The organism is Streptomyces sp. GESEQ-4, from assembly GCF_017948455.1.
Lineage (GTDB): Bacteria > Actinomycetota > Actinomycetes > Streptomycetales > Streptomycetaceae > Streptomyces.
Map to the genome: position 1 here is coordinate 272,356 of NZ_JAFFSU010000005.1, position 13,859 is coordinate 286,214.

Consider the following 13,859-nt stretch of genomic DNA (forward strand, 5'->3'; position numbering starts at 1 on the left):
GTGTACGGCCTTTCCTGCTGCTGCGGTTTCCTGCGGCCGCCGTTGCTCAGCGATCGACGAGCCGGTCGAACTGTGTGGTGGTGTGCCGCAGATGCGCCACCAGCTCGTCGCCGACTGTCGGCTCCGGGGCGTCCGCGGGCACGAACAGAATGGAGACCTGCATGTGCGGCGGCTCGGCGAACCAGCGCTGCTTGCCGCCCCAGACGAAGGGCGAGAGGTTCCGGTTGACGGTGGCGAGGCCGGCGCGGGCGACGCCCTTGGCGCGGGGCATGACGCCGTGCAGCGCCTTCGGGGCTTCCAGACCCACCCCGTGCGACGTACCGCCCGCCACGACCACCAGGTAGCCGTCCGAGGCCGCTTTCTGCTGCCGGTAGCCGAAGCGGTCGCCCTTGGCGACGCGGGTGACGTCCAGGACCGCGCCGCGGTACTCGGTGGCCTCGTGGTCGCCCAGCCACAGCCGGGTGCCGATGCGGGCGCGGAAGCGGGTCTGCGGGAACTGCTGCTGGAGGCGGGCGAGTTCCTCGGCCTTGAGATGGCTGACGAACATCGTGTGCAGCGGCAGACGGGCCGCGCGCAGCCGGTCCATCCAGCCGATGACTTCCTCGACGGCGTCCGAGCCGTCGGTGCGGTCCAGCGGCAGATGGATGGCGAAGCCCTCCAGGCGGACGTTCTCGATGGCGGCGTGCAGCTGCGGCAGGTCCTGCTCGCTCACGCCGTGCCGCTTCATCGAGGACATCACCTCGATGACCACCCGGGCGCCCACGAGGCCGTACACGCCGTCCACCGACGACACTGAGCGGATGACCCGGTCCGGCAGCGGCACGGGCTCCTCGCCGCGCCGGTACGGCGTGAGCACCAGCAGGTCGCCGCCGAACCAGTCCTTGATGCGCGCGGCCTCGTACGTCGTGCCCACGGCGAGGACCTCCGAGCCCAGCCGGGTGGCCTCCTCGGCGAGCCGTTCGTGTCCGAAGCCGTAGCCGTTGCCCTTGCAGACCGGGACGAGGCCCGGGAACTGCTCCTGCACGTGCTTGTGGTGCGCCCGCCAGCGCGCGGTGTCGACGTAGAGCGTGAGCGCCATGGCCGGACCTGGAACCTTTCTCGTGGCTGCGGTGTATCAGAGATGTGAAAGCGAATTGTGGTGTGTCAGCGGCGGGACATGTAGATGTCGAGCGCCTTGTGGAGCAGCTTGTTGAGCGGGAAGTCCCATTCACCGAGGTATTCGGCGGCCTGGCCGCCCGTGCCCACCTTGAACTGGATCAGGCCGAAGAGGTGGTCGGTCTCGTCCAGCGAGTCGGAGATACCGCGCAGGTCGTAGACGGTGGCGCCGAGCGCATAGGCGTCGCGCAGCATCGTCCACTGCATCGCGTTCGAGGGCCGGACCTCGCGCCCGATGTTGTCGGACGCGCCGTAGGAGTACCAGACGTGCCCGCCGACGATCAGCATGGTCGCGGCCGACAGGTTCACACCGTTGTGGCGCGCGAAGTACAGCCGCATGCGGTTGGGGTCCTCAGTGTTGAGGGCCGTCCACATGCGCTGGAAGTACGACAGCGGGCGGGGCCGGAAGTGGTCGCGCACAGCGGTGATCTCGTACAGCCGCTGCCATTCCTCGAGGTCGTGATAGCCGCCCTGGACGACCTCGACGCCGGCCTTCTCGGCCTTCTTGATGTTGCGGCGCCAGAGCTGGTTGAAGTTCTTGTGGACGTCTTCCAGGGAGCGGTTGGCCAGCGGCACCTGAAAGACGTATCGGGGCTGTACGTCACCGAAGCCGGCGCCCCCGTCCTCCCCCTGCTGCCAGCCCATACGGCGGAGCTTGTCGGCGACCTCGAAGGCGCGCGGTTCGATGAAGTCGGCCTCGATGTCGCGCAGGCGCTTCACGTCCGGGTTCTGGATGCCCTGCTTGATGGAGCCGGCCTCCCAGCGCCGGATGATCACCGGCGGGCCCATCTTCACGGAGAAGGCACCCTGCTGCTTGAGGTGCGCGAGCATCGGTTCCAGCCACTCGGTGAGATTCGGCGAGAACCAGTTGATGACCGGGCCCTCGGGCAGATAGGCCAAGTAGCGCTTGATCTTGGGCAGTTGCCGATAGAGGACGAGCCCCGCGCCGACCAATTCACCGGTGCGGTCGTCGAACCATCCGAGGCTCTCGGAGCGCCACTCCGCCTTGACCTCGGCCCAGGCCGGGACCTGCATGTGGCTCGCCGCCGGCAGACTCTGGATGTATGCCAGATGCTGCTCGCGACTGATCGTCCTCAGGGTCAGGCTCATTCGGGGCGCTCCTCGGGCTGGTGTGTCCCCATGGGTACAGGGGCTCCGGCTCTAGCGCCGAAGCCTACTGCGCCTTGCGGGCGCCCCGACTGGGCCTACGGAAGCTTCGCACCGGCCTGTTGGCCGCCGGTGCGTGGTGCGGTGTTGAGGAAACAGCGGCGGTGCCGTCAGAAGACCCCGCCGAAGAGACCGCCGTGCGCCATGCCGAGGAAGAAGCCGACCCCTGAGGCGCCGAGGCCCAGGATCAGACCGAAGCGTTCGCGGGTCGTCTCCGAGATCCACTGCCCGTAGGCGCCGGTGATGATCCCCACCAAGCCTGTCCAGGAGCTCAGCAGGTGCAGGCTGTGGAACATCGCTGTGACGAAGGAGATGATGCCCAGCACCAGGGTGACCGCGAGAAGCGTGTCCTGGAGCGGGTGGGGTTTGCCGTCGGTGGCGAACAGGCCTCCGACGGTGTTGGGTCGCAATGCTTGTGCCATAGGGCACCTCCTGCGGAAGACGGCGCATCGTAGCGCCATACACACCCGATGTGTACAGATTGTCGGTGTCGGCGGCCGGATTTCAACCGGAAGCCGGTGTGCGGGTACTCTGTACCCTCTGCACTGGTGTCTGCCCATGCCACGGCTCGGAATCCCGAGGGGAACCCCGATTGTCAGTGGTGGCCGATACCGTTGCGTACGCATCACAACCCTCCTGCCACGGAACGACCGTGGCCGTTGAGTCCAAAGGAGGTGGGTTCCACATGCGTCACTACGAGGTGATGGTCATCCTCGACCCCGATCTGGAGGAGCGCGCTGTCTCCCCCCTGATCGAGAACTTCCTCTCCGTCGTCCGTGAGGGCAACGGCAAGGTCGAGAAGGTCGACACCTGGGGCCGTCGTCGTCTCTCGTACGAGATCAAGAAGAAGCCCGAGGGCATCTACTCGGTCATCGACCTGCAGGCCGAGCCTGCGGTCGTCAAGGAGCTCGACCGCCAGATGAACCTGAACGAGTCGGTCCTCCGGACCAAGGTCCTCCGCCCCGAGATGCACTGAGCACTCCCGCTCAGCTGATTTCGGGATTCGAGTAGCAGCACCAAGCAGCCAGCAGCAAACCCGCCGAGAGGTTCCCCCATGGCAGGCGAGACCGTCATCACGGTCGTCGGCAATCTTGTCGACGACCCCGAGCTGCGCTTCACCCCTTCCGGTGCGGCGGTCGCGAAGTTCCGTGTCGCGTCCACTCCCCGCACCTTCGACCGCCAGACGAACGAGTGGAAGGACGGCGAGAGCCTCTTCCTCACCTGCTCGGTCTGGCGTCAGGCGGCGGAGAATGTCGCCGAGTCGCTTCAGCGAGGCATGCGCGTCATCGTGCAGGGCCGGCTGAAGCAGCGGTCCTACGAGGACCGTGAGGGCGTCAAGCGCACGGTCTACGAGCTGGACGTCGAGGAAGTCGGCGCCAGCCTGCGCAACGCCACGGCCAAGGTCACCAAGACCGCCGGCCGCGGTGGCCAGGGTGGTTACAGCGGCGGCGGCGGTGGCGCCCAGGGTGGCGGCGGCTGGGGCGGTGGCTCCGGCGGCGGTCAGCCGCAGGGCGGTGGCGGTGCTCCCGCCGACGACCCGTGGGCGACCGGCGCTCCCGCCGGTGGCCAGCAGGCCGGCGGTGGCGGCGGCTGGGGTGGAAACTCCGGCGGCAGCAGCGGTGGCGGCGGCTACTCGGACGAGCCCCCCTTCTAGAACTTCGGGCCCATGTGCCCGTGGTCGAGGGTGGGTCGTACCCCACACTTCTTGATCACACAGGAGAAACACCATGGCGAAGCCGCCTGTGCGCAAGCCTAAGAAAAAGGTCTGCGCTTTCTGCAAGGACAAGGTCACGTACGTGGACTACAAGGACACGAACATGCTGCGGAAGTTCATTTCCGACCGCGGCAAGATCCGTGCCCGCCGCGTGACCGGCAACTGCACGCAGCACCAGCGTGACGTCGCCACGGCCGTGAAGAACAGCCGTGAGATGGCACTGCTGCCCTACACCTCCACCGCGCGATAAGGGAAGGGTGACCGACACATGAAGATCATCCTCACCCACGAGGTCTCCGGCCTCGGTGCCGCGGGCGACGTCGTCGACGTCAAGGACGGTTACGCTCGCAACTACCTGATCCCGCGGAACTTCGCGATCCGTTGGACGAAGGGTGGCGAGAAGGACGTCGAGCAGATCCGTCGTGCTCGCAAGATCCACGAGATCCAGACCATCGAGCAGGCCAACGCTGTGAAGGCCCAGCTCGAGGGCGTCAAGGTCCGTCTGGCCGTCCGCTCCGGCGACGCCGGTCGTCTCTTCGGTTCCGTCACCCCGGCCGACATCGCTTCCGCGATCAAGGCTTCCGGTGGCCCCGAGGTCGACAAGCGCCGTATCGAGCTCGGTTCGCCGATCAAGACCCTCGGCGCGCACGAGACGTCTGTACGTCTGCACCCCGAGGTGGCCGCCAAGGTCAGCATCGAGGTTGTCCCGGCGTAAGCACTGCGCTCGCGAGAGCGGTGTGTGGGGCCGCACCCTTCGGGGTGCGGCCCCACACTGCTTGCCGGTGTTTCACGTGAAACACCGCGAACCGCATGAGACGCCGACCCCGCATGTTTCACGTGAAACGCTCAGCCCGTCCGAAACGCTCAGCGCGTCGCGCCGGTGACGATCCAGCGGCCCGAGCGGGTGCGCAGCCACAAAGTCAGCATCCGGACGGTCATCATCAGTGTCATGGCGGCCCAGACCGCGGTGAGTCCTCCGCCGAGCGTGGGGATGAGTAGCGCGACGGGGACGAAGACCGCGAGGGTGACCACCATCGCCCACGCCAGATAGGGTCCGTCTCCCGCGCCCATCAGGACGCCGTCCAAGACGAATACGATGCCGCAGATCGGCTGCGAGAGGGCCACCACCAGCAGAGCGGGCAGCGCGGCGTCCTTGACCACGGAGTCGCTGGTGAACAGTGGCAGGAACAGCGGGCGGGTGAGCATCACCAGCAGTCCCAGTACGAGTCCGGTGGCGATACCCCACTCCACCATGCGTCGGCATGCGGCTCGGGCACCGTCGGCGTCTCCGGCGCCCAGATAGCGTCCGATGATGGCCTGCCCGGCGATCGCTATGGCATCCAACGCGAAGGCGAGCAGGCTCCACAGGGACAGGATGATCTGGTGCGCTGCGACATCGGCATCGCCGAGGCGGGCTGCTACAGCAGTGGTGATCATCAGGATCGCCCGCAGGGAGAGCGTGCGGATCAGCAGGGGCAGGCCTGCTTGCGCCGAAGCCCGGATCCCGGCGATGTCGGGGCGCAGCGAAGCACCGTGACTGCGAGCGCCCCGGACGACCACCACAAGGTAGGCGGTCGCCATACCGCACTGGGCGATGACGGTGCCCCAGGCGGATCCGGCGATGCCGAGGTCGGCGCCGTAGACGAGTCCCACGTTCAGGGCGCCGTTGGCGATGAAGCCCGCGAGCGCGACGTACAGAGGCGTCTTGGTGTCCTGGAGTCCGCGCAGGACTCCTGTCGCGGCGAGTACGACGAGCATGGCCGGTATGCCGAGGGCCGAGATCCGCAGATAGGTGGTCGCATACGGTGCCGCGGTGTCTGAGGCGCCGAAGAGATCCACGAGGGCTGGTGCCGTCGGCAGGACGACGGCCACGACCGCTGCGCCGAGGAGTAGGGCGAGCCAGATACCGTCCACACCCTGGCGGATGGCGGACTGGAGGTCGTCGGCGCCGACCCGTCGGGCAACAGCCGCCGTGGTGGCGTAGGCCAGGAAGACGAAGACGCTGACGGCTGTCATGAGGAGGGCGGAGGCGACCCCGAGTCCGGCGAGTTGCGCGGTGCCGAGATGGCCGACGATCGCGCTGTCGGCCATGACGAAGAGGGGCTCGGCGACGAGTGCGCCAAAAGCCGGGACGGCCAGTGCGACGATCTCTCGATCGTGCTGTCGCCGGGCGGCCTTGGGGGTCGCGGGAGCCTGTGTCATGAGCATCAATCTAATCGTCCACAGGTAAGAGATGCAATGCCGGTAGGACCCTTACTTGCTCTCTCGACCCCCGCGCACTCGTACACAGTTTGAAGTGATCTTGGCCCGGCGGGAAAAGTTTTTCTTCTGCACAGCCGGTGGATGGGAAAGCTGCAGGTCAAAGCGTGTTCGGGGCCGGAGGTGGGGGCTTGTTCACAGGCCTGTCCACCGTGTCGTGCACAGGTTTTGGGGAGTTCTCCACAGCATCGGGCCCGTCGTCCACATGGCCTGTGGATAACCAGATTGGCTGACGGTGCCGAGGGGCCTACGGTGGTCCGACGCCTGCCCCGCCCGTCGGCTTGAGAACCATCACAAATCCGACGCGTCAGAACCGGAGTTGGGCCTCTTATTTGTCAGTGCCGTGCCGTAGAAAAGATGGGGCGCGGCGAGGTCCGCTGGGCGGACGGGAGGAGGTGGCTCGGTGACTATTTCCGAGCCCTTGGACGACCCGTGGGCCGACAGCGGTCCAGGTGATCGTCTCCCCGCGTCTCGCCGACGCGGTGACGGCGGCCGTGGCCGCGACGAACAGCACGACCGCGGCCGGGAGAGCGCCTGGGACGGCGGGGGCACGTCCTTCGAGCGTGTGCCGCCGCAGGATCTCGACGCCGAGCAGTCCGTCCTCGGCGGCATGCTCCTGTCCAAGGACGCCATCGCAGACGTCGTCGAAATCCTCAAGGGCCACGACTTCTACAAGCCCGCGCACGAAACGATCTTCCAGGCGATCCTCGACGTCTATGCGAAGGGGGAGCCGGCCGACCCGATCACGATCGCCGCCGAGCTCACCAAGCGCGGCGAGATCAACAAGGTCGGCGGCGCGTCGTATCTCCACGGCCTCGTCCAGACCGTGCCGACGGCGGCGAACGCCGAGTACTACGCCGAGATCGTGCACGAGCGGGCTGTCCTGCGCCGCCTGGTGGAGGCGGGCACCCGTATCACCCAGATGGGATATGCGGCCGACGACGACGTCGACGAGATCGTCAACCGCGCCCAGGCCGAGATCTACGCGGTCACCGAGCAGCGCACCAGCGAGGACTACCTGCCGCTCGGCGACATCATGGAGGGCGCGCTCGACGAGATCGAGGCGATCGGTTCGCGCAGCGGCGAGATGACCGGTGTGCCCACGGGATTCACCGACTTCGACTCGCTGACCAACGGCCTGCACCCGGGGCAGATGGTCGTCATCGCCGCGCGTCCCGCCATGGGTAAGTCCACGCTCGCGCTGGACTTCGCGCGCGCCGCGTCGATCAAGAACAATCTGCCGAGCGTCATCTTCTCCCTGGAAATGGGCCGCAACGAGATCGCGATGAGGCTGCTGTCCGCCGAGGCCCGTGTCGCCCTGCACCACATGCGGTCCGGCACGATGACCGACGAGGACTGGACGCGGCTGGCCCGCAGGATGCCGGACGTCTCGGCCGCCCCGCTCTACATCGACGACTCTCCGAACCTGTCGATGATGGAGATCCGCGCCAAGTGCCGTCGACTGAAGCAGCGCAACGACCTCAAGCTGGTGGTCATCGACTACCTCCAGCTGATGCAGTCCGGCGGCTCCAAACGAGCCGAGAGCCGTCAGCAGGAGGTCTCGGACATGTCCCGTAACCTCAAGCTGCTGGCCAAGGAGCTGGAGCTCCCGGTCATCGCGCTCTCCCAGCTGAACCGTGGTCCCGAGCAGCGGACCGACAAGAAGCCGATGGTCTCCGACCTGCGTGAGTCCGGCTCCATCGAGCAGGACGCCGACATGGTGATCCTGCTGCACCGCGAGGATGCCTACGAGAAGGAGTCGCCCCGCGCGGGAGAGGCCGATCTGATCGTGGCCAAGCACCGTAACGGCCCGACAGCGACGATCACGGTCGCCTTCCAGGGGCACTACTCGCGTTTCGTGGACATGGCGCAGACCTGATCCGACGCCGACGGGCGGGCACGCGGAAATGCGCTCGACGTGTGCCGTCCCGCCGGATGGACTGGGGAGCATGACGACAACTCAGGATGAGCTTCTTCCCGGCACGCGCCGGGCGCTGCTGCACCGGATCGCGGTGGCCCAGTCCGAAGGGCGTACGCCGTCGCTGGTCGCCGCAGTGGTGCGGGACGGCCGGACGGTGTGGCACGGTGCCCGGTCCTCGGTGGACGGGCACGCACCCGACGAGAACGTGCAGTACAGAATCGGCTCGATCACCAAGACCTTCACGGCCGTTCTCGTGCTGAGGCTGCGCGACGAGGGAGTGCTCGACCTCGGTGACCAACTGGAGAAGCATCTGCCGGGTACGGGCGCGGGGGAGGCCACCATCGCCGAACTCCTCGCGCACACCGGCGGGTTGGCCGCCGAGTCGCCCGCGCCGTGGTGGGAGCGGACGCCGGGGACCCAGCGCCCCGAACTCGCCGACGTGCTCGGCAAGCAGCCCTTGGTGCATCCCGTAGGCCGCCGCTTCCACTACTCGAACCCCGGCTACACGATGCTGGGCGCGCTCGTCGAGAAACTGCGGGGGGCTGCCTGGGAGGACGTACTTCGGCGTGAAGTGCTCGAACCTCTGGGCCTGAATCGTACGAGTGCTCAACCCCAGGCACCGCACGCCGGCGGCTGGGCCGTGCATCCCTGGGCCGATGTGATGCTGCCCGAACCGACCGAGGACCTGGGGCGGATGGCTCCGGCAGGGCAACTCTGGTCCACCACTGACGACTTGGCGCGATTCGCGGTCTTCCTGAACAAAGGGGACAGCCGGGTGCTGAGTGCGGAGACGGTACGGGAGATGCGGACTCCGGCGGCGCCCGCTGAGGCCGCGGATGTCGTGGACGGTGCGACCTATGGTCTCGGCGTGCAGCTCCAGAGCCGGGACGGTCGGCTGCTCGTGGGGCATTCGGGCTCGCTGCCGGGCTTCCTGGCGAATCTCACCATGAGTGTGGAGGACGACGTCGCGGCGGTGGTGCTGGCCAACTGCACGTCCGGGCCCTTGCTGGGCTCGGTCGGCGCCGACCTCGTACGCATCGTCGCCGACGCTGAGCCGCGCATTCCCGAACCGTGGCGTCCCTTGCCCGAAGTAGACCGGTCCGCACTGCAGTTGACGGGCCAGTGGTACTGGGGGACGCACGCTTTCGCTCTGCGGCTCGCAGCCGCCGAGGGCGTCTCACTGGAGCCGCTGTCCGGTACGGGCCGTCGCTCGCGCTTCCGGTCGAACGGCGACGGCACCTGGACCGGCCTGGAGGGCTACTACGCCGGAGAGCTTCTACGGGCCGTACGGCGCGCGGACGGGACGGTGGACCATCTGGACCTCGGGTCGTTCGTGTTCACGCGTCAGCCGTACGACGAGGCGGCTTCTGTGCCAGGTGGCGTCGATCGGGAAGGCTGGCGGGGCATTCGGTAACGACCGGCTCGGTGCGTACGACAGGTGAGGGTCCTGTTTCACGTGAAACGGGACCCTCCGTCACAGCGTGAGCTTGAAGCCCACATGCGAGGCCTCGAAGCCCAGCCGCTCATAGAAGCGGTGAGCGTCGGTCCGGGAGGCATCGGAGGTCAACTGCACCAACTGGCAGTCCTGGCGCCGGGATTCGTCGACTGCCCACTCGATGAGCTGGGTGCCCAGACCGCTGCCGCGCTCGTCCGCGTGGATGCGTACGGCCTCGATGATCGAGCGGGTCGCTCCCTTGCGGGACAGCCCGGGGATGATCGTGAGCTGCAGGGTCCCGACGATCCGGCTCTCCCTTACGGCCACGACCACGTGCTGGTTCGGATCGGCGCTGAGGCGCTCGAGAGCCGTCAGATAAGGGGTCAGGTCGTCCGGGGACTCGCGCTGGGCGCCCAAGGGGTCGTCGGCGAGCATGGCCACGATCGCCGGGACGTCGTCCGTGGTGGCGGGACGTATGTCAAGGTCGCCCGTGCCCGTTTCAAGATCTCCCATGCCCGCACCCTACGCGGGCACGTTCAGCGACTCCACGACGCGTACCAGCGGAGCCAGCTCGGGGTTTCTGGCTGCCTCGTCGAGGGCCTCGCGCAGGGCGGCGTCGTTGGTCGGCCGCGCCTCCGCGAGGAGTTTGAGCCCCGCCTCGGTGACGTTGGTGTAGATGCCGCGGCGGTCAGTGGGGCAGAGGTAGCGGGTGAGCAGACCGCGGTCCTCGAGCCGTGTGACCAGCCGGGTGGTGGCGCTCTGGCTGAGAACGACGGCGTCGGCGACCTGCTTCATCTGTAGATGGCCTCCGTCTCCGTCGTGCTGACGGCTGAGGACGTCGAGCAGGGAGTACTCGCGCACGCTCAGGTCGTGCTTGGCCTGCAGGGCCCGCTCGATGTGGGCCTCGATCCTCCCGTGCAGCAGGGAGAGCGCGCACCAGCCCTGGGCGAGGGCGGTGAGCGCGGGGTCCGTCGCTGTCATTGGCGTGTTCCTCCGTCGCGGAGCGGCTGACACCAGGATAGACCAGGCTCGCAATAGCCTGCGCTTGCAAGTATAAGGCGTATGCAATTATTGTGAGTGTGCGCAAAGCGCCTCTGCAATCGTCTGGAAAGGTGTACCACCCCATGCCTCTCGCGCTTCTGGCCCTCGCGATCGGGGCCTTCGGGATCGGAACGACCGAGTTCGTGATCATGGGCTTGCTGCCCGAGGTCGCCGCAGACTTCGGCGTCTCGATCCCCACGGCCGGCTTCCTGGTGACGGGCTACGCGCTCGGCGTCATGTTCGGCGCACCGCTGATGACCGTGCTCGGCACCAAGATCTCCCGCAAGCGGACGCTGATGCTGCTGATGGGCCTGTTCATCGCCGGCAACCTGCTCTCCGCCCTCGCCCCGGCCTTCGGCGTCATGCTGGCCGGACGGGTGATCGCCTCGCTCGCCCACGGCGCCTTCTTCGGCATCGGCTCGGTCGTCGCGGCCGACCTGGTCGCCCCGGACAGGAAGGCCGGAGCCATCGCGATGATGTTCACCGGGCTCACGGTCGCCAATGTCGTCGGCGTTCCGCTGGGCACGCTGGTCGGACAGTCCGTCGGCTGGCGCGTCACCTTCGGCATCGTCGCCGCCCTCGGCGTCGTCGGCCTGGCCGGCATCGCCAAGCTCGTCCCCGACCTGCCCAAGCCCGAAGGCGTACACCTGCGCCATGAACTGGCCGCCTTCAAGAACGCCCAGGTCCTGCTCGCCATGGCGATGACCGTCCTCGGCTTCGGCGGCGTCTTCGCGGCCATCACCTACATCGCGCCGATGATGACCCACGTCGCCGGCTTCGCCGACGGCTCTGTCACCTGGCTGCTGGTCCTCTTCGGCCTCGGCATGGTGGGCGGCAACCTCATCGGCGGCAAGTACGCGGACCGAGCCCTGATGCCCATGCTGTACGTCTCACTGGGCGCCCTGGCGGTTGTCCTCGCGCTGTTCACGCTCACCGCGCACAACAAGGTCCTCGCGGCTGTCACGATCGCCCTCATCGGTGCCCTGGGCTTCGCCACCGTCCCGCCGCTGCAGAAGCGGGTCCTCGACCAGGCGCACGGCGCCCCGACCCTGGCCTCGGCCGTGAACATCGGCGCCTTCAACCTCGGCAACGCGCTGTCCGCCTGGCTCGGCGGCCTCGTGATCGCGGGCGGTCTCGGCTACACCGCGCCCAACTGGGTGGGCGCCGTCCTGGCTGCGGCGGCGCTGGCCCTGGCAGTCCTTTCAGCCGCTCTGGAGCGCCGCGAGAGCGCCCCCAGTGCCGTTGTGGCCGGTGCGGTGCCCGCCGAGCGGCAGAGCGCCGTACACCACTGATGTGCCCCAAGGCCGCGCCGGTTCCTGCCATCCGCGGGGGCCGGCCTCGGCATGTCGGAGGGTCTCAGCCGGCGGCCACCGTGAGCGGGGCGAACCGCCGGGTCCAGTCGCCGGGCAGTTCCGAGATGCCGTACGTCATGACCGCGTTGAAGGCGACGGAGGCCAGACCCCGCTCCTTCGCCCACGCCAGCAACTCCTCATGGCGCACATCGATGTCCGTGCGCAGCGGGCGGTTCGTATGGGCGGCCAGGGAGGCGATGAGTGCCTTGGCGGTCTCCGTGTCCTGGGCGATCAGCGGGCCCACGACATGTGTGTCCATGTTGGGCCAGGCGGCCGCGTATCCGATGATCCGGCCGTGTTCCTCGGCCACACACAGCCGATCGGCGAAGGCCGGGAGCCGGGTGATGATGTGTGTGCGATCGGCGCCGAACACCTCCTCGTCGAGCCGGACGATCGCCGTGAGGTCCTCGGCGGTGGCGGCGCGGGTGGCGACCCCGGGCGTGCGACCGCCGGGCGAGAAGTGCCCACGCACCATCTCGGCCCGGCCGGTGACCTTGAAACCGATTTCCTCGTACAGCGGGCGGCCGTTCGGCGTGGCGTGCAGTGTCAGCGGCGTGGTGCCCAGTTCGGACACGACATGCCGCATCAACCGGCGGCCGATGCCCTGGCGGGCGTACCGCTCGGCGACCAGGACCATGCCGATGGCGCCGAGGTCGGGACGTTCCCGGGGACCGTACTCGGTGACGACACAGGCGCAGACGAGTCCTCCGTCGGGGTCGTCGATGCCGTAGCCCTTTCCTGCTGTGAGGAGGAAGCTCCACTTGTGCTCCTCGCGTGGCCACCCCCGGTCCTCGGACAAGTCGGCGCATGCGGTGAGATCACGGTGCGTCAGACGGCGGATGGGCAGAGCGGTGAGGAAAGGAGTCGGCACGCAGGTCAGGCTGTCCGACGGATACCCTCTGCGTCCACCTGTTTCCGGGGAGTTGTACGACCTTTTGGCCATGTCATAGCGACGCGCACAGCGCGTCCATGCGTGCCGGATGTTTCACGTGAAACATGGGCGAACGGCGGGCATCGGACGCTCGGACTCGGCTCGTCCGGACTGTACTCGCGCAGAGTTCCGCATACGCGTCCCGTTAGCCTCAAGGCCCATGGCGAGACTTCATCTCTTCGACCTCGACGGCACATTGCTGCACGGCACTTCCGCTCCCATGGAGATCTCACGGCAACTCGGACTCGAGGCCGAGACGGTGCTGCTGGAGCAGGCGATCTCGGCGGGCCGCATCGGGCCGCCGGAGTATGCGACGAGGGTGCACGGGCTGTGGGCGGATCTCACCGAGGCGCATGTGTCCGCCGCCTTCGAGGGTGCGCCGTGGCTGACGCGTATCCGTGACGTCTGGGCGGAGATCACGGCGCGGGGCGACTACTGCGCCGTCGTCTCGCTCTCGCCGTCTTTCTTCGTCGAACGCCTCACCGCCTGGGGCGCGCACGCGGCATATGGATCCCGCTTTCCCGCCCTCCCGTTCACCGAGCCCGTGGACCCTGCCGGAGTGCTCAGTGCCGCAGCCAAGGTCGAGATCGCGGACATGCTGTGCGAGAAGTTCGGAGTGATCCGCGGCGACTGCGTCGCCTATGGCGACTCATCGTCGGACACGGCCCTGTTCGGCGTGGTGCCGGTCTCCGTCGCGGTCAACGCGGACCGTGCCCTCTCCGGTCTCGCGACGCATTCCTACAAGGGCAGGGATCTGTGGGAAGCCTATGAATTGGTGCGTCACGCCCGGTAATTGAGGGAATTGCTGGTTCGCCCTCTCGCCCTATTCGTGGGGGAGCGAGGGGGGACTTGTGATCGGGGCGGCGGCCGGTATGGTCGACTCC

Annotated in this window: 15 protein-coding genes; 8 read left to right on the forward strand and 7 right to left on the reverse strand. The window is 67.8% G+C overall.

What is annotated here, in order from left to right; translation table 11 throughout:
- Positions 1-46: 46 nt before the first annotated feature.
- From KCH48_RS13310 to KCH48_RS13320, 3 genes are all read right to left on the reverse strand, one after another.
- Entirely contained in the window at positions 47-1,078 is a 1,032-nt protein-coding gene (locus KCH48_RS13310; RefSeq protein WP_210573512.1) for an alanine racemase, read from the reverse strand.
- A 65-nt stretch (positions 1,079-1,143) separates the two neighbouring features.
- Entirely contained in the window at positions 1,144-2,265 is a 1,122-nt protein-coding gene (gene femX, locus KCH48_RS13315) for a peptidoglycan bridge formation glycyltransferase FemX (RefSeq protein WP_210573515.1), read from the reverse strand.
- 167 nt (positions 2,266-2,432) lie between these two features.
- Complete coding sequence (locus tag KCH48_RS13320; protein WP_210573517.1) at positions 2,433-2,744, reverse strand: hypothetical protein; 312 nt, start codon at positions 2,742-2,744, stop codon at positions 2,433-2,435.
- 263 nt (positions 2,745-3,007) lie between these two features.
- Here KCH48_RS13320 and rpsF point away from each other — a divergent pair, with 263 nt between their 5' ends.
- From rpsF to rplI, 4 genes are all read left to right on the forward strand, one after another.
- Positions 3,008-3,298, forward strand: coding sequence for a 30S ribosomal protein S6 (gene rpsF / locus KCH48_RS13325; protein WP_016644628.1), 291 nt, complete (start codon positions 3,008-3,010; stop codon positions 3,296-3,298).
- A 78-nt stretch (positions 3,299-3,376) separates the two neighbouring features.
- Complete coding sequence (locus tag KCH48_RS13330; protein ID WP_210573519.1) at positions 3,377-3,976, forward strand: single-stranded DNA-binding protein; 600 nt, start codon at positions 3,377-3,379, stop codon at positions 3,974-3,976.
- Positions 3,977-4,049: 73 nt separating this feature from the next.
- Positions 4,050-4,286, forward strand: a complete 237-nt coding sequence (gene rpsR, locus KCH48_RS13335; protein WP_003949403.1) for a 30S ribosomal protein S18 — start codon at positions 4,050-4,052, stop codon at positions 4,284-4,286.
- 18 nt (positions 4,287-4,304) lie between these two features.
- On the forward strand, positions 4,305-4,751 hold the full coding sequence (rplI, locus tag KCH48_RS13340) for a 50S ribosomal protein L9 (RefSeq protein WP_210573521.1): 447 nt from the start codon (positions 4,305-4,307) through the stop codon (positions 4,749-4,751).
- A 149-nt stretch (positions 4,752-4,900) separates the two neighbouring features.
- On the opposite strand, the gene KCH48_RS13345 is transcribed toward rplI, so the two are convergent.
- A complete protein-coding gene (locus KCH48_RS13345; protein ID WP_374104676.1) occupies positions 4,901-6,247 on the reverse strand; it encodes an MATE family efflux transporter in 1,347 nt (448 codons plus the stop codon).
- Positions 6,248-6,698: 451 nt separating this feature from the next.
- Here KCH48_RS13345 and dnaB point away from each other — a divergent pair, with 451 nt between their 5' ends.
- Both dnaB and KCH48_RS13355 read left to right on the forward strand, forming a co-directional pair.
- Complete coding sequence (gene dnaB / locus KCH48_RS13350) at positions 6,699-8,174, forward strand: replicative DNA helicase (protein ID WP_210573525.1); 1,476 nt, start codon at positions 6,699-6,701, stop codon at positions 8,172-8,174.
- Positions 8,175-8,244: 70 nt separating this feature from the next.
- Positions 8,245-9,630, forward strand: a complete 1,386-nt coding sequence (locus KCH48_RS13355) for a serine hydrolase (protein WP_210573527.1) — start codon at positions 8,245-8,247, stop codon at positions 9,628-9,630.
- Between the two features lie 60 nt (positions 9,631-9,690).
- Here KCH48_RS13355 and KCH48_RS13360 read toward each other — a convergent pair whose 3' ends face one another.
- The gene (locus tag KCH48_RS13360; RefSeq protein ID WP_210573529.1) at positions 9,691-10,164 is read right to left on the reverse strand and encodes a GNAT family N-acetyltransferase; all 474 of its coding nucleotides are present in this window, start codon (positions 10,162-10,164) and stop codon (positions 9,691-9,693) included.
- A gap of 9 nt (positions 10,165-10,173) precedes the next feature.
- The gene (locus KCH48_RS13365) at positions 10,174-10,632 is read right to left on the reverse strand and encodes a MarR family winged helix-turn-helix transcriptional regulator (RefSeq protein WP_210573531.1); all 459 of its coding nucleotides are present in this window, start codon (positions 10,630-10,632) and stop codon (positions 10,174-10,176) included.
- A gap of 143 nt (positions 10,633-10,775) precedes the next feature.
- Here KCH48_RS13365 and KCH48_RS13370 point away from each other — a divergent pair, with 143 nt between their 5' ends.
- A complete protein-coding gene (locus KCH48_RS13370) occupies positions 10,776-11,984 on the forward strand; it encodes an MFS transporter (RefSeq protein ID WP_210573537.1) in 1,209 nt (402 codons plus the stop codon).
- A 64-nt stretch (positions 11,985-12,048) separates the two neighbouring features.
- Here the strand turns inward: KCH48_RS13370 and KCH48_RS13375 are convergent, their stop codons facing one another.
- The gene (locus KCH48_RS13375) at positions 12,049-12,915 is read right to left on the reverse strand and encodes a GNAT family N-acetyltransferase (RefSeq protein WP_210573539.1); all 867 of its coding nucleotides are present in this window, start codon (positions 12,913-12,915) and stop codon (positions 12,049-12,051) included.
- Between the two features lie 220 nt (positions 12,916-13,135).
- Between KCH48_RS13375 and KCH48_RS13380 the strand changes: the two genes are divergently transcribed.
- The gene (locus tag KCH48_RS13380; protein WP_210573541.1) at positions 13,136-13,768 is read left to right on the forward strand and encodes an HAD family phosphatase; all 633 of its coding nucleotides are present in this window, start codon (positions 13,136-13,138) and stop codon (positions 13,766-13,768) included.
- The last annotated feature ends 91 nt before the right edge of the window (positions 13,769-13,859 follow it).

Coding starts and splice junctions, on each gene's coding strand:
- rpsR (WP_003949403.1), top strand. CDS start 4,050: ATGGCGAAGCCGCCTGTGCGCAAGCCTAAGAAAAAGGTCTGCGCTTTC.
- KCH48_RS13360 (WP_210573529.1), bottom strand. CDS start 10,164: ATGGGAGATCTTGAAACGGGCACGGGCGACCTTGACATACGTCCCGCC.
- KCH48_RS13330 (WP_210573519.1), top strand. CDS start 3,377: ATGGCAGGCGAGACCGTCATCACGGTCGTCGGCAATCTTGTCGACGAC.
- KCH48_RS13320 (WP_210573517.1), bottom strand. CDS start 2,744: ATGGCACAAGCATTGCGACCCAACACCGTCGGAGGCCTGTTCGCCACC.
- KCH48_RS13365 (WP_210573531.1), bottom strand. CDS start 10,632: ATGACAGCGACGGACCCCGCGCTCACCGCCCTCGCCCAGGGCTGGTGC.
- rplI (WP_210573521.1), top strand. CDS start 4,305: ATGAAGATCATCCTCACCCACGAGGTCTCCGGCCTCGGTGCCGCGGGC.
- KCH48_RS13355 (WP_210573527.1), top strand. CDS start 8,245: ATGACGACAACTCAGGATGAGCTTCTTCCCGGCACGCGCCGGGCGCTG.
- KCH48_RS13380 (WP_210573541.1), top strand. CDS start 13,136: ATGGCGAGACTTCATCTCTTCGACCTCGACGGCACATTGCTGCACGGC.
- femX (WP_210573515.1), bottom strand. CDS start 2,265: ATGAGCCTGACCCTGAGGACGATCAGTCGCGAGCAGCATCTGGCATAC.
- rpsF (WP_016644628.1), top strand. CDS start 3,008: ATGCGTCACTACGAGGTGATGGTCATCCTCGACCCCGATCTGGAGGAG.
- KCH48_RS13370 (WP_210573537.1), top strand. CDS start 10,776: ATGCCTCTCGCGCTTCTGGCCCTCGCGATCGGGGCCTTCGGGATCGGA.
- KCH48_RS13310 (WP_210573512.1), bottom strand. CDS start 1,078: ATGGCGCTCACGCTCTACGTCGACACCGCGCGCTGGCGGGCGCACCAC.